At 58.1% G+C, this 19,474-nt stretch carries 20 protein-coding genes and 1 pseudogene; 8 read left to right on the top strand and 13 right to left on the bottom strand.

The features are described 5' to 3' along the window. Window positions 1-35 precede the first annotated feature (35 nt). Window positions 36-695: a helix-turn-helix domain-containing protein gene (locus tag CYR55_RS06475; protein WP_146000958.1), complete on the top strand. Its 660-nt coding sequence runs from the start codon at window positions 36-38 to the stop codon at window positions 693-695. Between the two features lie 43 nt (window positions 696-738). On the opposite strand, the gene CYR55_RS06470 is transcribed toward CYR55_RS06475, so the two are convergent. From CYR55_RS06470 to CYR55_RS06450, 5 genes are all read right to left on the bottom strand, one after another. Beyond that, on the bottom strand, window positions 739-1,377 hold the full coding sequence (locus CYR55_RS06470) for an RES family NAD+ phosphorylase (RefSeq protein ID WP_165699538.1): 639 nt from the start codon (window positions 1,375-1,377) through the stop codon (window positions 739-741). 184 nt (window positions 1,378-1,561) lie between these two features. After that, window positions 1,562-2,986: a sugar porter family MFS transporter gene (locus tag CYR55_RS06465; RefSeq protein ID WP_101815337.1), complete on the bottom strand. Its 1,425-nt coding sequence runs from the start codon at window positions 2,984-2,986 to the stop codon at window positions 1,562-1,564. 247 nt (window positions 2,987-3,233) lie between these two features. Beyond that, entirely contained in the window at window positions 3,234-3,764 is a 531-nt protein-coding gene (locus CYR55_RS06460; RefSeq protein WP_101815336.1) for a DUF4865 family protein, read from the bottom strand. After that, window positions 3,761-4,150 carry a tautomerase family protein gene (locus CYR55_RS06455; RefSeq protein WP_101815335.1) on the bottom strand — a complete coding sequence of 130 codons (390 nt, stop codon included), beginning with the start codon at window positions 4,148-4,150 and terminating at the stop codon, window positions 3,761-3,763. The genes CYR55_RS06460 and CYR55_RS06455 overlap by 4 nt, the downstream gene beginning before the upstream one ends. Window positions 4,151-4,167: 17 nt before the next feature. Continuing rightward, window positions 4,168-4,470 carry a carboxymuconolactone decarboxylase family protein gene (locus CYR55_RS06450; RefSeq protein WP_101815334.1) on the bottom strand — a complete coding sequence of 101 codons (303 nt, stop codon included), beginning with the start codon at window positions 4,468-4,470 and terminating at the stop codon, window positions 4,168-4,170. Between the two features lie 103 nt (window positions 4,471-4,573). Between CYR55_RS06450 and CYR55_RS06445 the strand changes: the two genes are divergently transcribed. Then, window positions 4,574-5,467: a LysR substrate-binding domain-containing protein gene (locus tag CYR55_RS06445; RefSeq protein WP_101815333.1), complete on the top strand. Its 894-nt coding sequence runs from the start codon at window positions 4,574-4,576 to the stop codon at window positions 5,465-5,467. Between the two features lie 286 nt (window positions 5,468-5,753). Here the strand turns inward: CYR55_RS06445 and CYR55_RS06440 are convergent, their stop codons facing one another. Both CYR55_RS06440 and CYR55_RS06435 read right to left on the bottom strand, forming a co-directional pair. After that, window positions 5,754-6,296 (bottom strand): antibiotic biosynthesis monooxygenase, encoded by a 543-nt coding sequence (locus tag CYR55_RS06440; RefSeq protein ID WP_101815332.1) that lies wholly within the window; start codon window positions 6,294-6,296, stop codon window positions 5,754-5,756. Window positions 6,297-6,568: 272 nt separating this feature from the next. After that, the gene (locus CYR55_RS06435) at window positions 6,569-6,850 is read right to left on the bottom strand and encodes a YjcB family protein (protein ID WP_101815331.1); all 282 of its coding nucleotides are present in this window, start codon (window positions 6,848-6,850) and stop codon (window positions 6,569-6,571) included. 352 nt (window positions 6,851-7,202) lie between these two features. Between CYR55_RS06435 and CYR55_RS06430 the strand changes: the two genes are divergently transcribed. Next, window positions 7,203-7,811 (top strand): alpha/beta hydrolase, encoded by a 609-nt coding sequence (locus CYR55_RS06430; RefSeq protein WP_101815330.1) that lies wholly within the window; start codon window positions 7,203-7,205, stop codon window positions 7,809-7,811. A gap of 5 nt (window positions 7,812-7,816) precedes the next feature. Here CYR55_RS06430 and CYR55_RS06425 read toward each other — a convergent pair whose 3' ends face one another. Then, window positions 7,817-8,476 carry an O-methyltransferase gene (locus CYR55_RS06425; RefSeq protein ID WP_101815329.1) on the bottom strand — a complete coding sequence of 220 codons (660 nt, stop codon included), beginning with the start codon at window positions 8,474-8,476 and terminating at the stop codon, window positions 7,817-7,819. Between the two features lie 529 nt (window positions 8,477-9,005). Here CYR55_RS06425 and CYR55_RS06420 point away from each other — a divergent pair. Continuing rightward, window positions 9,006-10,067, top strand: coding sequence for a hypothetical protein (locus tag CYR55_RS06420; RefSeq protein WP_101815328.1), 1,062 nt, complete (start codon window positions 9,006-9,008; stop codon window positions 10,065-10,067). On the opposite strand, the pseudogene CYR55_RS06415 reads toward CYR55_RS06420, so the two are convergent. After that, window positions 10,064-10,914 (bottom strand): annotated as a pseudogene (locus CYR55_RS06415) (LysR family transcriptional regulator). The gene CYR55_RS06420 and the pseudogene CYR55_RS06415 overlap by 4 nt on opposite strands. Before the next feature lie 180 nt (window positions 10,915-11,094). Between CYR55_RS06415 and CYR55_RS06410 the strand changes: the two are divergent. Then, window positions 11,095-11,730 carry an alanyl-tRNA editing protein gene (locus CYR55_RS06410; RefSeq protein ID WP_101815327.1) on the top strand — a complete coding sequence of 212 codons (636 nt, stop codon included), beginning with the start codon at window positions 11,095-11,097 and terminating at the stop codon, window positions 11,728-11,730. 62 nt (window positions 11,731-11,792) lie between these two features. Here CYR55_RS06410 and CYR55_RS06405 read toward each other — a convergent pair whose 3' ends face one another. Together CYR55_RS06405 and CYR55_RS06400 are read right to left on the bottom strand one after the other, a co-directional pair. Further along, on the bottom strand, window positions 11,793-12,683 hold the full coding sequence (locus CYR55_RS06405; protein ID WP_101815326.1) for an OBAP family protein: 891 nt from the start codon (window positions 12,681-12,683) through the stop codon (window positions 11,793-11,795). 130 nt (window positions 12,684-12,813) lie between these two features. Then, window positions 12,814-12,981: a con-10 family general stress protein gene (locus tag CYR55_RS06400; protein ID WP_072928305.1), complete on the bottom strand. Its 168-nt coding sequence runs from the start codon at window positions 12,979-12,981 to the stop codon at window positions 12,814-12,816. Between the two features lie 422 nt (window positions 12,982-13,403). Here CYR55_RS06400 and CYR55_RS06395 point away from each other — a divergent pair, with 422 nt between their 5' ends. Further along, on the top strand, window positions 13,404-13,601 hold the full coding sequence (locus tag CYR55_RS06395) for a hypothetical protein (protein WP_101815325.1): 198 nt from the start codon (window positions 13,404-13,406) through the stop codon (window positions 13,599-13,601). A 20-nt stretch (window positions 13,602-13,621) separates the two neighbouring features. Here CYR55_RS06395 and CYR55_RS06390 read toward each other — a convergent pair whose 3' ends face one another. Both CYR55_RS06390 and CYR55_RS06385 read right to left on the bottom strand, forming a co-directional pair. Continuing rightward, window positions 13,622-14,503, bottom strand: a complete 882-nt coding sequence (locus tag CYR55_RS06390) for a PhzF family phenazine biosynthesis protein (protein ID WP_101815324.1) — start codon at window positions 14,501-14,503, stop codon at window positions 13,622-13,624. A 79-nt stretch (window positions 14,504-14,582) separates the two neighbouring features. Beyond that, the gene (locus CYR55_RS06385) at window positions 14,583-16,967 is read right to left on the bottom strand and encodes a phosphoketolase family protein (protein WP_101815323.1); all 2,385 of its coding nucleotides are present in this window, start codon (window positions 16,965-16,967) and stop codon (window positions 14,583-14,585) included. A 243-nt stretch (window positions 16,968-17,210) separates the two neighbouring features. On the opposite strand from CYR55_RS06385, the gene CYR55_RS06380 reads away from it, so the two are divergent. Next, window positions 17,211-18,761 (top strand): sensor domain-containing diguanylate cyclase, encoded by a 1,551-nt coding sequence (locus CYR55_RS06380; RefSeq protein WP_338153005.1) that lies wholly within the window; start codon window positions 17,211-17,213, stop codon window positions 18,759-18,761. Window positions 18,762-18,904: 143 nt separating this feature from the next. After that, on the top strand, window positions 18,905-19,447 hold the full coding sequence (gene msrA, locus CYR55_RS06375; RefSeq protein ID WP_101815322.1) for a peptide-methionine (S)-S-oxide reductase MsrA: 543 nt from the start codon (window positions 18,905-18,907) through the stop codon (window positions 19,445-19,447). The last annotated feature ends 27 nt before the right edge of the window (window positions 19,448-19,474 follow it).

Below are 19,474 nucleotides of genomic sequence, written 5' to 3'. Positions count from 1 at the left end.
CCTACTCAGCCTGCCCCTGACTTGACCACTTAACAATGCGCGCATACACTAGTGGTCAAGTATCGGGAGGTTTTATGAGCACAATGACCGGATCTCGTCAGTTAAATGAACTACAGGTGTTACTGCAAAAACGCTTTGACTCCATGCTTAGCGCGTTAATGCCTGAATTTGCTGAAAAGGCAAAGGCCAGTGATGCGCTGGTTCTGCCCGACAGCGAACTGTTTCAGCTGCTCTATTCCACAGTGCTTGAGAACAGCGCCAGAACGCCCGAACGTGAATTGCGTAAGTTAAAGCGCCGGGCAGAAAACCTGTCAGCGTTTTATAAGCATATTGAACAGCTGGGTGGCGTGATTAAAGTCGGGGATGTTGCTGATATTTTAGGTATTTCACGCCAGGCAGTTAATTTGCGGGTGAAAGGGAATAAGTTAATTGCGTTCAAAAAGAACAGCGATCATGTTTTCCCGCTGTTCCAGTTCACCGAAGGGGGGCTGCTGCCTCACTTTGAAGAGGTGATGAAAGCGATGCACAGCGATATCGGGCCGGTTGCACGCATCTCGTTTATGACCACGCCCCTGGCTCACCCCCGCGGCAAAAGCAAAACCCCGCTTGAGATTATGCGTGAAGACAGCAGCAGCGAGGATATTTCGGCCATGCTGCGCGCCGCCCAGCAGTTGGGTGAACAGATTGCGGCTTAACCGCCTCTCTTTCCAAAGAGCATGCAGTTAACGCCAGACACGCTCAGAGCGGAACAATAGCAAAGCGCAGTACCTCTTCAAGCAGCTCTTCCGCCGTGATGTCGGCATAAGGCCAGTGGGTGGGCATGGCGTCGGCATCGCGGTAGTCGGCCAGATTTTGCATCCCCGCATCATCAAACCTCTCTTCATCAGATTCCCAGACGGCATAACAGAAATCCGCGCTGGGAAAGTGCCGCGAAAAATAACACACCCCATCAAACTCATCCCTGGCGAGTGCGTAGAGGCACGCCATCACCCGCTGCGTCACGCGGTAATCCTCCCCCACGGAAACATCTAACGTCATATGCAACATGCCGAGCAGTTTCCCCACATCAACAAACCGCAGTGTGCGCCGCGGGCGAATCAGGCACATCCGTGCGTTTTCAATATCAGACGCATCGATAAATTTCAGCCCCTCCCGGTGCATCAGCCGGCCATAACTCTCCGCCAGCGCGGACACGGCTTTGTCTGCCATATAACACACGCCAAAAGAGCCATCGGGCGCATTATACCGGCCGTCACCGGTGCCGAAATAGAGCGCGGAGGGCCACGCTCTGCGCTGCCAGCGCTTCAGCGTCTCCACTGCCGGTGAATGCGTGGGCAAGCGGTTCGCGTCAAAGAGGGCGGTGATGTGTTGTTCCAAATATGGGTAATCCAATGCCGGAGGGGTTGGCATTATGTCGTGCTCCCATGACGTCATGATGCGTTGAGCAGGTAGTTTAACAGAACGCTATACCGTGAATGACGCTCAATTATACGACGATGGGCAACACAGACAAAAAAGCCCCTCAAAAAGAGGGGCTTAGATATTTACCTTCACCAGGCCATCAGGTTGCCGGGGTTTGTGAAGGCGGTGGGGTGTCGTCAGAGAAGTGTTTCTTGAAGTGCTTCTCCAGCTGCTCCAGCGTTTTGCCTTGGGTTTCCGGCGCGAACAGCACCACGAAGATCCCCCCGGCGATGCCGACGGCAGCAAACACGAAGAAGCTCATCGACAGGCCAATCGCCTGTAACAGCATCGGGAACGACAGGGTAATGGTGAAGTTGGTCATCTGCATCGCGAACACTGAAATCCCGTTCGCACGGCCACGGATGCGCTGCGGGAACATCTCTGACAGCAGCAGCCAGGTCACCGGCGACAGTGCCGCCTGCTGGAAGCAGAGGAACAGCAGCATACCGGCCAGGATCATATAACTGCGCAGCATGTTCGGCTCACCGTGCACCGTCTCCGGCATAAAGTAGCTCAGCGCACCGATAATCAGCAGCATAGACGTACAGCCCATCTGGCCAATCATTAACAGCGGACGGCGGCCGATTTTACTCAGCAGCATGATCCCGACAAACGTCATGATCACCGAGATCGCCCCGTTGCCAATGGTCGCAAACAGCGCAGCGTTGGTGCCCATCCCGGTTGACTGCAACATGGTCGGCGCATAGAACATGATGGTGTTGACGCCGGAAAGTTGCTGGAGCATCGCAACACCAATCCCCAACAGCACCAGGCGCTTCATCCAGGTCGAAATGGTTTTTTTACGGCGGTTGTGGCGCTCACCTTTCTGGGTCGCGGCTTTGCGGATCTCCGCCATTTCACGCTCAACAAAGCGGGAGTGGCGGGTGCGCTCCAGCACGTCACGCGCTTCGCTGAAGCGGCCGTGCATCGCATACCAGCGCGGGGTGTCCGGCAGGAACAGCATCCCCACCCACATCACCACCGCAGGCACACAGGCGATACCCAGCATCCAGCGCCAGGTCGCCTCGCCACCCCAGACTTCGTTGATCGCGGCGTTACTGGTGTAAGCCAGCAACTGGCCGGAGACCAGCATCAGCTCCTGAAGCGTCACGAACTGCCAGCGACGGTTGGCCGGGACAATCTCCGCGATATAAACCGGCACAATTGCGGCGGCGGCACCCACGGCCAGGCCGAGGATAAAGCGGCACAGGATCATGATGTGCGCGGTCGGCGCGGTAGCGCAGCCCAGTGAACCGGCCATAAAGATCAGTGCCATGACCAGGATGACTTTTTTACGCCCGAAGCGGTCAGCGATACGCCCGGCGATGATGGCACCAAACGCAGACCCCAGGATCAGGGAACTGGTCACCAGCCCGGTGGTAAGCGGGGTCAGGTGCAAGTCATGTTTCATAAACAACAGCGCACCGGCGATAACCCCGGTGTCATAGCCAAACAGCAGGCCACCCAGCGTGGCGATAACAGCAATGACTTTCACCAGCGGTTCAACCGGCGTTTTGGCGGTCATCTTCGCGCCCGCTTGTTCGTTAACAGTATTATTCGTCACACACACTCTCCCTATAATTATTGTCGTGATGACATCCGGTGACGTTTACGCGCCACTCTTAAACTGGTGCAACAATAATTAAGATTAGGCAGAGATGTGACGCAGCGCTAATTTTTGCAATTCAATCGCTATAAAAAGCAGCAAGCGTCACAATTTGATCGGAAATAGTTTCGTGGTGGAATGAATTTTTCCAGGGCAATGGGCGGCCTTAACTGCCGGGCGAAAGATGCCCAATCCGGAAATAGTCTGCCCCCGGATCGGGTTGCGCGGGCATCTCGGGCGTAAAGCCCATCTCCAGGCGTTCCCAGCGGGCGGTGTCCCATGCCAGCAGCGCGCCCGGCTGCTCCGGGGGCTGGGTAGCAGAGGTGAGATCGCTGAAGGGCGCAACCGGCGTAAGCCGGCGGCACGCTACCCGGCACCCGGCAAGCATAGCGGCATCCGGGGCATGTAAAACCGGCCAGCAGAGAATCTGCGGCCAGCCGAAAGCCGCGGTCAGCGCAGCAAAGCCGGGGCTGCACAGGAAACGCTGCATCGCCTGGCTCTCCCGCCATAGATAAAACGGCGCGTAGCTGTTCTCCTGCGCGCCGAGCTGTGCGTCCTGCCGGTCAGCATAGAGGTATGCCTTAAACACCAGACCGGGGAAACCGTCCAGCTTCGCGCCGTTATCGCGGATGCGGCGGGTGATGATGCCCATGTCATAGTCGGCCGGCAGCACAAACCGGTATTGCATCGCAATCATACGGCCTCCGGGTTGAACATCTCACCGCGGCTGAAACTCCACTCCTCCGCCTGATTAAAGGTTATCACCACCATCACATCTTCCGGCGGGATGCCCAGCTCCCGGTGCAGTGCCTGCGCCAGATGGTAATAAAGCGCCTGCTTCTGCGCCCGGCTGCGTGGCTTACCGGCGGTAATCGTGAACAGGATAAATTGGTCACTGCGCGGGCCGCCGAGATAATCCCGGTCAGCGATCAGCTGGTGGGCCGGGTAGCAGTCAATCACCTGAAAGCAGTCAGCCGGCGGGACGGCGAAATGCGCCACCAGCTGCTGGTGGAACAGGGTAGAAAGCTGTTGCAGCCACTCAGCAGAACGGCCTTCGCGCAGGGCAATACGGGTAACAGGCATAGTGAATCCCCCATGGTTTATGGTTCAAGGCGGGTAAGGGCGCTGGCCGCGGCCGGCCACCCGGCATAAAACGCCAGATGCGTCACGACTTCCGCCAGCTCCTCTTCGCGCACGCCATGTTCTTTGGCGAGGGCGAGGTGGAAAGGCAATTGCTCCAGACGGCTCTGCGCAATCAGGGCGGCCACGGTGATCAGGCTGCGGTCGCGCAGGGAGAGGTCAGGGCGTTGCCAGAGATCGCCAAACAGGACGCGATCGGTCAGCTCAGCCAGTTTCGGTGTTTTATCATTCATTGCCGCCGGGGCGGAAAGGGAGGGGCGCATGGTGTTCTCCGTGACAGGGTAGATGCCGCAGAGCATAAGCGGTTAACATAGTACTGAATATCGAATTAGTCAGGACTCATCATCCCAGAAAACAGGATTAACTATGAATAAGCGGCCACGGTGTTTTGATCTGGATGCATTACAGAGTTTTGTCACCGGCATTGAGCTGGGCAGTTTTGCGCAGGCAGCGGAGCGCCTGGGCCGCTCGACCTCGGCGGTGAGTGCGCAACTGAAAAAGCTTGAGCAGCAGTGTGGCGTGGCGCTGGTGGAGAAATCGGGGCGGCATCTGGTTCCCAGCCGCAGCGGCGAAGTGTTGCTGGGCTATGCGCGGCGATTGTTGGCGCTTAACGGCGAGGCGGCGCTGGCGGTAGGCGGTGGGGCGCTGTCCGGCCCGTTGCGCGTGGGGATGCAGGAGGATTTTGGCGAGCGGCTGTTGCCGGCTGTACTCGGCGCTTTTTCCCGGGCGCACCCGGAGGTGCAACTCACGGCGCGTATTGGCCGCAATGCCGAATTGCTGCACGGCATCGCCGCCGGGGAGCTGGATCTGGCGCTCTGTTGGCAATGGCAACAGAGCACGCCGTGGATGGCGTCATTAGGGGCAGTGCCGCTGCGCTGGATTGGTGCGCAGCCGGAGGACGCCGCGCGTTTTCGTGATACCTCTACGCCGCTGCCGTTGGTGATGTTCGAAGCGCCGTGCCTGATGCGCAGCCGCGCCACCGAGGCCCTCGACCGGGCGGGCATTCCCTGGCGCATTGCGCTGGAGAGCCGCAGCCTGCAAGGCATCTGGGCGGCGGTCTCGGCCGGGCTGGGCGTCACGGTGCGGGCGGATGCCGGTTTGCCGGAGAACCTGTACCGGCTGGAGGCGGCGGCACTGCCTGCGTTGGGCGTTGCTGGGATCACGCTGCATCAGGGCAATGCGGTGCTGACGGATGCCGCCCTCAGCCTGAAGTCACAGCTCTGCCGTGAGCTGGCGCTGAGGCTTAATCCGGCTGTCTGAACGGCTCATAAACAAAATTTTTTGCTTTCATATGGTAAAAATGCGGAACTCATCTATAGTGATGAGCGCCCTCGTCAATGAGGGATTGTCTGAAAACCAGGCAAGAATAACAGCGTTTGCAAGGATACACGGAATGTTCTACCGCATTATCACCCTTATGATTGCTTGCTCTTTCTCTCTGTGGATTCTTTTCATTTCCCATCCTTCCCAGTTGGGCACCCTGTCCCAGCTCGGCATCCGTTTGATCAGTCAATGAAATACGGCCGCGTTGAAGCGGCCGGACAGCTCAGCGTTTCAACCAGCCTGCCAGCACACGCGTCAGCCAGGGCATCCAGAAGAACACCACCAGCGCAACGACCGTGGCGTCATTCAGCAAGTGGCCGGGCAGGGTGCCGGTCAGGGAAGGCACAATCTGATGCCAGAAGCGCGGTGCCAGTTCGGCTGACGGGAAAATCACGGCCAGCGTCAGCAGGTACTGTTTCCAGCGTGCCGGGCGGCGGACACCCGGCTGCGGTGGGGTAAACCAGAACTGGCTCCCGGCCTGCACTTCAATGCGATCGCCGCCGTCCAGCAGCGGTGCGGCATCGGCCAGCAGCGATTTCCGCTCAGCCGAGGCAGTCCAGCGGGTCAGGTTTTCCAGCGTATCGAAACGGATTAATACCGTATAGGTCTGGCCTTCCGCGCCGGGCCGGATGACATTCACCCCGCGATGCCCCTCAAACTGCTCTGCCACCGGCATAATGCGCCGCAGCCAGCGTTCATACGCCTCCTGTTGCTGTGGCTGGAGGGTATGGGTAATCACCAGCGTAACCGGTTCTGCATTTGTCATGGCCTGAGTCCCTTATTTTATCTGGCAGGATCGCGGCAGCGCCGATAACGCCGCGAGAGAATAACGCGCCCAAATGTCAGCGGCACCGGGCAAAAACTATTCTACGCAGGGCGGAGTGAAAAAAATAATCAGTATTGTTAACGCTGTTATTCAGGGAAGGCGAAAAACATACGCTGGTGGCGGCGGGAATAATAACGAATAAAGGGGAGCAAGCAGAAAGGGGATAAAAGGGTAACCGCAATGCCGGGGGAAGGGCATTGCGGCATGGCCGGTTACGGCATCGGCATTGGCCAGTTTTCGGGGGTGTGGCTCATGATTTCCACAAACAGATCTTTGGCGTGGTTCCCGTACAGCGCCATATCGGCACTGGTGATCCCCAGCAGGCCCATCACAAACCAGCAGGACATGGTAATCCCAATGCCGCTGGTAAGAATGGCCAGGCCGTGGCGGCTGGCTTTTCGCAAATTAATATTCAGTGTACTGGCAAAAAACATGACAACGGCGCTGAGAATTTCCCAACGCGCCAACACAACGCTGGTGGCAATGGCACTCATGGTTCGGATCCTTAATAACTCAATGCTTACCGCGTTCAGGCGTTATTGGGGTCGCACGTTGCGCGGTGTAAAGCACTTAAGACAAATTACATGGAAGTGTGATAGTGGTCACATTATATACGGCTTTTTTTCGTCGATCAAAAAATAAACGCTCGAAAAATCAATGAATGGCTAAGACGCTTTAAAAAATCTTTTAAATATCCTGCTATTTGTTGAATTCTTGTTTCTAAAGTGTTCACTTTTTATTGTGGCGTTGCCATGATGGCAGGCGGGTAACTACCCTTAGGGGGTATCAACCCCTGAAACTGGCCGGCATGCCCGGCCGGCAGCCTTTGACACGCAAGGAGTGATGATGGCGGATTCATTAGTGATTTTTTTACATGGGGTCGGCAGCCGCGGCAGCGATCTGTCGGTATTGGCCTCTTTCTGGCAGCCCCGGTTACCGGAAACGCGCTTTAGCGGGCCGGATGCGCCTTTCCCGTTTGATGGTGGCGGCAGCGGGTTTCAATGGTTCAGCCTGAACGGCGTGACGCCGGAAAACCGCCCGGCGCGCATTCAGGCAGCGCGCGAAGCCTTTGACAGCACGCTGAACCGCGTGCTGACGCAGCACAATATGGCTGACCGGCTGGATCGGGTGGCACTGGTGGGGTTTTCCCAGGGGTCAATCATGGCACTGGATGCCGTGCTGAGCGGGCGCTGGCCGGTGGCGGCGGCGGTGGCCTTTTCCGGGCGCCTGGCCTCGCCGCCGCCTTATCAGCCAGCGGCAAACAGCCGCGTGATGCTGATCCACGGCACGGCTGACGCAGTTATTCCCTATCAGGAGAGCGAAAAGGCGAACCAGGCGCTGCTGGCCGCCGGGGTCGACAGCCAATTGCTCATTGAGCCGGGGCTGGGGCATACCTTGTCTGAAGAGGGCGCCACCCGCGCCGGGGCGTTTCTGGTGGAGACATTAAAAGGGTAATCCCTTTAATGCGTCACCAGCGCCAGCGTAAAACCGTCCCAGCCTTTACTGCCCACGGTTTGCAGGGCAGTGGCGGTCAGGCGCGGTTCATTCGCCATCATGTCGACAAATGTCCGGACGCCCTGCACACGTGGATCGTTACTCTGTGCATCCGTGACCGCCCCCTCGCGTACCACGTTGTCACCAATAATCAGGGTGCCCGGCCGCGCCAGCTTCAAGGCCCAGCGCAGGTAGTCCGGGTTGTTGGGTTTGTCCGCGTCTATAAAGATCAGGTCAAAGGGGGCCTCCCCGGCCAGCATCGGCAACGTATCCAGCGCCGGGCCGACGTATAGCCGCACCTGTTCTGCCAGCCCGGCCTGCGTAATGTTCTGTTGCGCAATCCCGGCATGGCGCGCATCGGCTTCCAGTGTCACCATTGTCCCGCCTGGCGGCAGGGCGCGTGCCAGCCACACCGTGCTATACCCTCCCAGTGTGCCAATTTCCAGAATGCGCGTTGCCTGGATCATTCGCGCGAATAAGTGCAGTAGTTTGCCCTGGTTGGGGGCCACATCATGTGCCGGCAGCCCGGCCCGGGCATTATTTTCCAGGATTTCCGTCAAGATCTTATCGGGCGGGACAAGCTGGCTGACCAGATAATTATCTACCTCTGACCATTTTTGATGCATAACGCCTCCTGTAGCGATGCACCCTGTAAAGGCGCTGAATCTGAATGGCACACACTCCGTGCCATTTCCCCCTTAAGGGATAGCATAAAATAGCGCCGTTGCCGTGCTCACGGTTATCACTGGCCTGCGCTGATGGCCTCATTGAGGGTGCCCGGGGCCGGGGCAGGCTTCACGGCCGGAAATCAGAGGTGATGCAGAAACTCAATGATAACGGCGAGGTTGGTTTAAAACGCTGCCATAAATAAAAAATAAGCGCGCCATAATACGCGGCACTCACTTTATTTCATTTTTTTTAGTGAGGTTTTTTATCTTGATATAATAGCCAATGTGATGGTTATTCCCGATGAGCGGGCTATAGTTTTTTATAATAATATCAGCATGGCTAATGGTTATTGCCGTAATCAGGCATTGCCTTATTGACAATGGATGCCAAAAATAAAGTGCGGATAAGGTGGCAGCAGGAAAGCTGAAGGGAGGTTATCTGAATTGCATGCGCTTTTCCATGTAATCTTAAAGGGGTGACAAACATATGAAATTCAGCAGTAAGCGTGTTTATTTTGAGTATATCGATTTCCTGATGCGGGTCGGCTATATCAACGAAGATGTGGTGCTGCAACTGATGCCGTTGATAAGCAATGACAAGATGGATGAAGTGGATCATTTACTGGAGGATATAGAGCAGGGTTTTCACAGCCGGCAGAAAGATTACCTGAATAATACCTTCATTAAGGATCTGGAAACAGGCGATATTGGTGGCGTGGAAGAGGGGCATGGTCAGTCTTATCTCTATGAGTTACTGATCAAACAACATGGTAAAGAAGTCAGCGAACTGAATCATGTGATTGAAAGCCAGAATGTCCGGCTGGCCAAGAAAAGAATGGATATTCAGCAGCTGACTGACCGCACCCAATTACTGGAGAAAGCCGCCCTGCGTTATAAAACATTGCAGGAATCGTCAGAAACCCTGGTGATTGAAAATGAGGAGCTGCGTAAAGAGAATAAAGAGCTGAAAGAATTGTCACAGCAAAAAAGAATCGACGGTAAAATTCCCGGCTATGTCAAAGAGGTCAGCGCCAAGCTGGATCTGGATGACAAATCCTTTGCCAAACTGGCAAATAAATGGTCGGTGGCCGGTTTTACAGCGGCGTCGGCGGCCGTGTTTGCCGCTTTTTATACCTTTGCTGAGGGGACGGTGCTGCTGGCCAATGCCAAAGTCTATGATGAGATCGCCCTGCTGTACGTCTTCTTCCGCGGGGTATTGGGGGTCGGGCTGCTCTCCTGGCTGGCGAATGTCTGTTTCAGCACCTCGCGCAATTACACCCACGAATCTATCCGGCGTAAGGATCGCCAGCACGCGCTGAACTTTGGCCGCCTCTATTTGCAGATTTATGGCGCCAGTGCCCAGAAAGAGGAGATGCTGAACGTGTTCAAAGACTGGAACATGGCGGGGGACTCGTCGTTCTCCAAAGAAGGGGTCGCGCCGCCCAGCATGATGGAAATGATCGACGGCCTGAGCAAAATGAAGGCCGGATTAGTCAACAAAGCCAAGGCCGGCGGCGGCACCCCGCCTACTGTTCCCCCTGTGCCTTAACCCGCCTCGCCGGGCCTGTTCTGCCGGGAGGGGTACTCCCGGCTGAGGGCCTCACTCACATACTCGATAAACACCCGGATTTTCGGCGGCAGGAAACGCGCCGGATGGTAGAGCAGCCAGGCCCCGCCGGTATAGCGGGTGGTGAATGTCCACGCTGGCAACACCTGCACGACCTCGCCACCGGCCAGCGCCTGGCGTGCGGTAAACCACGGCAGGCTGCCGATGCCGAGATGATGGCGTACCGCGTCCAGCCGCACTTCCGTGTGGTTGGCCGCATAGCGCCCATGCACCCGCACCCGGCTGGTCTGCGTGCCCTGCCGGAATGACCACAGCGCATCACCCGGATCTTCCCCCAGGCAGAGGCAGCTGTGCGCCGCCAGCTCGCGTGGATGCTGCCGTGTTCTGCCAGATAACGTGGGGTGGCGCATAACAGGTGATCGATGTCCATCAACCGGCGGCCTTTCAGGCCGGGCGGCGGGCGGTCGGTGATGCGGATGGCGATGTCCACCTGATCGTCAATCAGATCCATAACGGCGTCGTTGAGCGCCATCTGGATATCAATCGCCGGGTAGCGCGCCAGAAAGGCGGGCATCAGCGGGTGCACCACGACCCGCCCGACCGCTTTGGGTACGCTGATGCGCAACACCCCTTCCGGCTGCGGGTTAAATTGCCCCCCGGCCTCGACCGCTGCCCGGGCGGAGTTGAGCATATCCAGACAGTGGCGATAAACCGCCACGCCCTCTTCGCTCAGGCGTAATTTACGGGTGGTGCGGTGCAGCAACCGGGTCGCCAGTGCTTTTTCCAGCCGGGTAACGCTGCGGCTGATGGCGGAGGGCGTCATGCCCAATTGGCGCGCCGCTTCGGAAAAGCTGCCGCTGTCGACAACCCTGACCAGCACGGCCATTTCCGGCAGCAAGGGAAGCAGTTGATCTGTGCGCATCGGGCAAGAATGATTTGTCAGGTGAACGGATTATCACTCTACCATGCCCCTCCTATAATAAAAATCCGATGACCAAAGGAGAAAACCATGACCATTCGCCTCTACCTGAACAGTGATGCGTTAACCGTACAGACGCAGGTGCTGCGTTGTGAGCCGCTGGAAGGGGGCTACGGCGTGGAGCTGGCCGGCACGCCGTTCCATCCGCAGGGCGGCGGCCAACCGGCCGACAGCGGCACGCTGGGCGGGGTGCAGGTTGTGAATGTCAGCAATGACGGGGAACGGGTGATCCACCATGTCAGCCAGCCGGTGCCCCTGGGGCCGGTCACCGCAGAGGTGGATGCCGCACGCCGTATGTTACATACCCAACTGCACTCTGCCGGTCATGTACTGGGGTATCTGGGTGAACAGCTGGGCTGGCAGCCGGTAAAAGCCAACCACCGGCCGGGTGAGGCGAAAGTCACCTTTGCCCCGGGGCCGGACAGCCGCCCGCCGGAGGCGGAAAGCGTGCAACAGGGGTATGCGCAACTGCGGGCCGAACGCCTGCCGCGCCGGATTGTCATGCGTGAGGATGGCCTGAGGGAGGTCAGCTTTGGTGATAAGGTCGCGTATGCCTGCGGCGGCACCCATGTCACCCATACCGGCGAGCTGCCGCCGCTGGCCGCCTTACAGATCAAGATCAAAAAAGGGCAGTTACAGATCGGGTACGCGCTGGCAGAGCAGTAACGCCCACACTGCTGACAGCGGGAAGCCGGTGGGTTTCCCGCATAGAGGGCAGAGAAACGCGGTTATTTTTCCGCAGGCGCAGCGCCTTCCACCGGTTTCGTGCCTTGTGCCTCTTTGCGTACTTCCTGCTCCGCATGGCCGGTAAACCCAGTCTCCCCTTGTTGGTGCTCGCCGCCCCCTTCCACCCGCTGAAGCTGGATGACTTTACCTTTCTGCCATGCATCGGCCAGGGCATCCGGCTCATTGGCCGGCAGGTCAGCACGATTTTTCTGCCGCTCTTTCGAGTCAATCCCGACCCGTTCGTCACGGTCTTTCAACAATTTTTGATCCAGCTGGCCTTCACCGGTAAAGCCCATCATCAGCGCCGGAATGCCGTAAGGCAGGTCTTTGTCACGATCGGTATGCCAGGTGTGCCAGGTTTTGCCGTAGGTATTCACAATCTTGCCCATCAGCGCTTTTTCGGCCGCTTCCGGCAGGCCGGGTGCCAGCAAACTGCCCGATTTCACCTCGTAACGGTGGCTGTGCCACAGCACTTTTTCTTCCGGCGGCAGGGTCTTATACAGCCGCTCGCTGATGATGTATTCCACCCCCATCAGCTTGGCATCTTTGCCGTTGCCGTCATAAATCACCGCCTGCATCACGTCGTCATTCAAAATCGTGACGTAGTGGTGCGCTTCCATCTGGCCGTTTTTGTCGCCGTTGTAAAAATGGAAACCGTCCAGATAGGCGCTGATGGCATCAATCGGCGCACGATCCTGTAAGGCGGAGGCACCGGTTTCCAGCAAGGTGTCTTTGGTGGTCTTTTCCGCGCCCGGCGCTTTAACGTTACTCGGCGCGGTGGCCTGCGCCAGGGGCGAGACCAGCAGCCACGCGCACAGCGCGGCGCCCAGCAGGGAACGGGTTGGGGTGGGTAAGGATTTTTTCAGAGGGACTGACAGGGGAGAGTAATGCATGAATAACGCCTTCCTTCGCATAACATCATGACGCGGGGCTGCCGCGTACCAATAATAAAAAGCTGACTGGGGTTCAGAAACCCCAGTCAGCTTGCCAGTAAGGTGACACTGCCGTCAGGGAACATAGGCATCATTCAGCCTGATTACGGTGCAGGCCACCTTTTCGTCCAGCTTCGGACGCGCGGGCTGGGTCGTGTTTGAAATTTCCGCCGCTGCGCTGTCCACCCTTTTTACCTGCTTCAGATGCCTTTTCTCTGTTTTCCGCAAAGTTTCCCGAACCTCCACGATGCTCGGCCATGACACCTCCTATCAGTGAGTGAGAATGAGGGGGTGGGCGGCCGGCGAGCTGTCATGGAGCCAGACGAATTACACCGGATATTGCCCACACTTTGAGCTTAGCCAATCACTTAATATTGACAAGCGAAGCGGCATTAAAAAGCGGGCCGGTTTCCGTCGCCAGGAAATAAACGCTTATATCAGGCGGGAAATAAACGCGGAGTAATGATGGCTCAATATCTTAGGCGGATAAAACCTGTACCGACGGGTTTTTTTGTACAGTGTGGTGGTTAATAAATAATCGCCTTTACGGTGTAAGAATCGTCTTAATTCTTATTTCTCTCAGCCGGGTTAACGGCCCGGCAAATGGCGAACCGGTTGCGCCGGCGGGGTTTTACGCTATAACTAACAGAACACAAAAGCGTTATGCCCAAAGGAGAGGGAATGTTTAAGCAAATAATTGGGCTATTTTCCAGCCCGGATAATTTCCTGAATATGATTTCAGCCCGTAATCTGGAACAAGATCTGGACGATAAAGAGCGTATTTTTATCGATGAAGACGGCACCGCATTTGTTAACCCGCACAGTGACGAGGTGAAAAAAGATTTTGCGCGCCACGTTGAGGTGATGCGCAATATCTGATGCCTGAGTAAAGGCGAGGGTTAAAACACGACGTTGCCGTCAATCACGGTATGGCAGAGGCCGCCAATCCACGGGGCGCCTTCGGTAAAATGCACATCCACGCGGCCGTTGCGCTGTTTGCAGGTGCCCTGGCGCACCTGGTAGCCGTGCCGTAACGCCTCCAGACCGGCAAAATCCTGTTGCAGCAACAGCTGCGCCAGGCAGGCATTGGCACTGCCGGTCACCGGATCTTCCACCAGCGCCCCCTGTTCCACCAGCAACGCCCGCACTTCAAGATGCGCCGGGCCACCTGCCGGGTGTACGCCATACAGCGCCACCCCGTTACAGCCGCTCAGCGCCAGCAGGTTGCTCAGCGCCGCTACTTCCGCCTTCACTGCCAACACATCGTCTGCGCTGTCCATTTTCACCACCAGCCAGCGGATGCCCATGGCCACCGCCTGCGGCACGGCGCGGTGGGCGATTTGCCCGCCCGGTAACGCAGCCGCCACCTGTGCCCGCACTGGTTCCGGCAGCGGGGTAACCTGCGCCGCCGGGGATTTAAACGCCAGTGCCTGTGGGCTGCGCACGGCCAGTTCCACCAGGCCCACGCCGCACTGCTGTACCAGGCGGCCGCTGGTGGGCGTGATGAGCCCGGCCTCGAGCAGGGCATAGGCAGTACCGAGCGTCGGGTGCCCGGCAAACGGCAATTCATAATCCGGGGTAAAAATACGCACCTGATAATCTGCCGCGGCGTCCGTGGGCGGCAGCACAAAGGTGGTTTCGGAGAGGTTGGTCCAGCGCGCCATCGACTGCATGTCCGCTGCGCTCAGGCCATCCGCTTCCATGATCACAGCGAGCGGGTTGCCCCGCAGGGGCGTGGAACCAAATACATCAATCTGTTTGAAACGGCGCTGGCGGGTCATCGCAACTCCTTGGCATCTGTTGAGGGATCAACAGCCTAGCCGATTTCCCTGACGCCAGCCAGCGCCATACAGGCATGAGTCAGCGGGTCACGGCCTGCCATGTCCAGTTTTGCACATCCGGCAGATCCTCGCCGTGCTCACGCACATAGTGGTAATGCTCCTCCAGCTTGTCCCGGAATAGCTGTACCACCCCCCCGGCGCTTGCCGCCAGTTCCGGCACCTGCTCAATGGCAGCGATCGCCAGATGGTAGCGATCCATCTCGTTCAACACCGTCATATCAAACGGCGTAGTGGTGGTGCCTTCCTCCAGGAAACCGTGGACGTGGAACTGGCTGTGGTTGGTGCGTTTGTAGATCAGCCGGTGGATCAGGTGCGGGTAGCCGTGGTAGGCAAAAATCACCGGCTTGTCGCGGGTAAACAGCCGGTCAAAATCAGCGTCACTGCGGCCGTGCGGATGCTGGTCCGGTGATTGCAACGCCATCAGATCCACCACATTCACCACACGGATGCGCAGGGAGGGCAGGTTCTGCCGTAATAACTCCACGGCGGCCAGCGTTTCCATGGTCGGCACATCCCCGGCACAGGCCATCACGATATCCGGCTCGCTGGCCGACTCTTCGTTGCCGGCCCATGGCCAGACGCTCATCCCCGCCTCACAGTGGGCGATCGCTTCGTCCATGCTCAGCCATTGCGGTTCCGGCTGCTTACCGGCGATGATCACGTTGATGCGGTCATAGGTTTTCAGGCAGTGATCGCCCACCCACAGCAGGGTGTTGGCATCCGGCGGCAGGTAAACGCGCACCACATCCGCTTTCTTATTGACCACCACATCCACAAAGCCGGGGTCCTGATGGCTGTAACCGTTATGGTCCTGCCGCCAGACGTGGGACGAGAGCAGGTAGTTCAGCGAGGAAACCGGTTTGCGCCACGGCAGGGTACGGGTGACTTTCAGCCATTTCGCATGCTGGTTGAACATCGAGTCCACGATATGGATGAACGCCTCATAGCAGGAGAAGAGGCCGTGGCGGCCGGTCAGCAGGTAACCTTCCAGCCAGCCCTGGCAGAGGTGCTCACTCAGCACTTCCATCACCCGGCCATCTTTCGCCAGCTGCTCATCGTAAGATTTGATCTCCTCCATCCAGACGCGATCCGTGGCTTCAAACACGCTGCCCAGCCGGTTAGAGGCGGTTTCATCCGGGCCGAAAATGCGGAAGTTCTGTTCCTGCTCATTGAGCCGGAAAATATCGCGCAGGTATTCGCCGAAGATCGCCGTCGATTGCGCCTGGGTACGGCCGCGCTCGTCTATTTCTACCGCATAATCCTGGATGGCCGGCACCTTCAGCGCCCGGCGCAGCAGGCCGCCGTTGGCGAACGGCGTCGCGCCCATCCGTTTTTCGCCCTGCGGGGCGAGTTGCCGCAGCTCCTCTTTCAGCCGCCCTTGCTCATCAAACAGGTCATCCGGCTGGTAGCTGCGCATCCACTGCTCCAGCAGCTGCCGGTGTGACGCATTGTCCCGGCAGTTGGCCACCGGCACCTGATGGGCGCGCCAGAACCCTTCGGTTTTTTTGCCGTCCACTTCTTTCGGGCCGGTCCAGCCTTTAGGGCTGCGGAAAATAATCAGCGGCCAGTGCGGCACCGTCTGTTCCGGCGACCCATGGCGTGCCTCATGCTGGATCTGGCGGATCTGCTCCATGGCCTGATCCAGCGCGGCGGCGGTCTGCTGGTGCATAGCAACGGGTTCATGCCCTTCGACAAAAATCGGCGCGTAGCCATAGCCTTTGAACAGCTGCGCCAAATCCTCATCACTGCAGCGCGCCAGCAGCGTCGGGTTGGCAATCTTGTAGCCGTTGAGGTGCAGGATCGGCAGCACCGCGCCGTCACGCGCCGGGTTGATGAATTTGTTTGAGTGCCAGCTCGCTGCCAGCGGGCCGGTTTCGGCTTCGCCGTCCCCGATCACACAGGCGGCGATCAGGTCTGGGTTATCAAATACCGCGCCGTAGGCGTGCACCAGCGAGTAGCCCAGTTCACCCCCTTCATGAATTGACCCCGGGGTTTCCGGTGCCGCATGGCTGGGAATGCCGCCGGGAAACGAAAACTGCCGGAACAATTTGCGTATCCCGTCTGCATCCTCACTGATGTCCGGGTAGATTTCGCTGTAGGTGCCTTCCAGGTAGGTATTCGCCACCATGCCCGGCCCGCCGTGGCCCGGCCCGCAGATGTACAGCATGTTCACATCCTGCTGTTTGATGATGCGGTTCAGGTGGGCATACAGGAAATTCAGGCCGGGCGTGGTGCCCCAGTGGCCGAGCAACCGGGGCTTAATGTGCTCAGCCGCCAGCGGCTCACGCAACAGCGGGTTATCCAGCAGGTAGATCTGTCCGACGGAGAGGTAATTGGCGGCGCGCCAGTAGCGATCAATCAACGATAAAGTCTGGTCGTCCAGTGCGGGCGAGGTGTGTCCCATAGCAAGGTTCCTCCGGTTCAGGCGTGATAAAGAAAGCCTAAGTCTAGTGAAAGACGGGAGATTATGCCTGCCGGGGCCGATGGGGCGTTGCCGGTTCAGTTTGCCTTATTGGTCCGGCTGCCCGGTGAGCCGGCAGAAGGCGCGTCACACGGCGAAAAAGTGCTGCCTGAAGCACGTCTTCCCGGCCGGAATGGGTAAGTTATGCTTTACTTACACTATTTCCTGCGGAGCTGACCCCTGCCCATGATGCGTGCCACTGATACTACACCTTCCATTTTCCGCTCCTCCCTTGGCCGTTCGATGGTGATTTTTCTGATCATCATGAGCATTGCGGTGGTGGGGATTAATGGCTGGACGTTATGGGACTCCTACGACCGCACCCTGCGTGCCACGCACGATCAGGCGCAGAACCTGTCCATTTCGCTGGCGCGGCAGGCAGAGGATACCTTCTTGCAGGTGGAGATTACGCTCACGGACATCGTGCGTGAAATAGATGGGAAAATGCCGGTCAAGGGCCAGCTCGAGACATTAAGCAGCGTGTTGCGCGGGCGCCAGGCAGTATTGCCGCAACTGCGCGGGCTGTTTATTTATGATGCAGAGGGGAATTGGGTGGCGACCTCCGGTTCCTATATCCCGGAGAAGGCCAACAATGCCGACCGGGAGTATTTTATCTGGCACCGTACCCATGCCGACCGGGAGATCCACATCGGCAAGGTAATTCGCAGCCGGTCTACCGGCGATCTGGTGATCCCGGTGTCAATACGGCTGACCAGCGCGGAGGGGCGCTTCAACGGCGTTGCCCTGGCGACGGTCAATATTGACTATTTCCGCCAGCATTACGGTTATTACGTCCTCAGCGAACGCAGCCTGCTGGGGCTATTTATGGCGGACAGCACCGTGCTGTATGTGCGCCCGTTCCCCGATTCGGTGATCAACACCAGCCTTTCGAAAAGCCCGCTGTTTACCCATGCCCTGAAATCCTCGGCCAGCGGCAGTGGTGTCTGGCGTTCGGCGATGGACAACGAAGTGCGCATTTTTGGCTATGCGCGCCTGAACCGTTACCCGCTGATTGTGGCGGCCGGGTATGACAAGCGTGACATTCAGGCGCAATGGCGGGCGGATAACCTGCTGAATGTGCTGCTCAGCCTGTCGCTGCTGGCAGCGCTGTTCCTGCTCGGTTTCTTTGTGCTGCGGCAGGTACGCGTCAGCATGAAGAACCATCTGGAGATGACGCAACTGCGGGACGACCTCACCACCATCAACCATACGCTTCAGGCGCTGGCGCTGGTGGACGGCCTGACGGGGCTGGCCAACCGGCGTCAGTTCGATATTTTCCTGGAGCAGAGCCTCCAGCGCTCCGCGCGCAACCAGGAGCCGGTGTCGCTGATCATGATGGATATCGACTTCTTCAAACGTTACAACGACGCCTACGGCCACGTCGCCGGGGATGAGTGCCTGAAAAAAGTGGGGGAGGCGCTGCTGCACCTGCCGCACCGGCAGTCTGACCTGATCGCCCGCTATGGCGGCGAAGAGTTTGCGATTGTGCTGCCTTATACCGGCATCAAAGACGCCGCCAAATTCGCCCAGCGCGCCGTGGAGGCCGTCCGGGCGATTGGCCTGCCGCATAACGAAACCGACGTGCCGGAGAAAATCGTCACCATCAGTGCCGGCAGTTACAGCTGCATCGTTAAAGGCAACGTGCCGGACGCCAGGGCGTTCAAAGAACATGCCGATCAGGCGCTCTACCAGGCCAAACACTCCGGCCGCAACCGGGTGATCAGTACGGAGGGGTGATAGGGCAGGGCTTTTGCATTTAGAGGTTTGTGCCTTTTCCCCCCACTGGGCTGGCGATTGTTGCCATAAACCGCCAATATGAATGGTTAAGAAAACCGTTGTTCCGTCAATGACGGATGTGAAGACCCTGCTGAGGAGACCTTATGGCAATTGAATATGCAACGCTGGCTGGTGGCTGTTTCTGGTGTACCGAGGCGGTATTTAACGATGTGGTCGGGGTGGTCTCGGTAGAGAGCGGCTACACCGGCGGCCAGACTGAAAACCCGACCTATCGTCAGGTGTGCGCCGGTGACACCGGCCATGCTGAGGCGATCCGCGTCGGTTTTGACCCGGACAAGATCAGCTATGGCGATATCCTCGACATCAGCTTTGCGACCCATGATCCCACCCAGCTTAACCGCCAGGGCAATGACATCGGCACGCAGTACCGTTCGGCCATCTTCCCGGCTACGCCGGTACAGCATGAAGAGGCGCAGGCCGCTATCCGCCGTGCGCAGGCTGATAACAGCCAGCCGGTGGTCACTACCATCGAGGCACTGGGCACCTGGTATCCGGCAGAGGACTACCACCAGAACTACTGGGACGGTGAAGGCCAGGAAAACCGCTACTGCATGGCGGTGATCCCACCGAAGCTGCAAAAACTGCGCAAGCGCTTTGCTGACCGCACCAAGTCCGTGAACAGCTGAGTTGGGTGTGATGAAAAAGCCGGCTAT

It is taken from the genome of Chimaeribacter californicus (genome assembly GCF_002858675.1).
Classification (GTDB): Bacteria; Pseudomonadota; Gammaproteobacteria; order Enterobacterales; family Enterobacteriaceae; genus Chimaeribacter; species Chimaeribacter californicus.
Note: the sequence above shows the minus strand (reverse complement) of the source record. Positions and strands in the feature narration are given on the sequence as shown.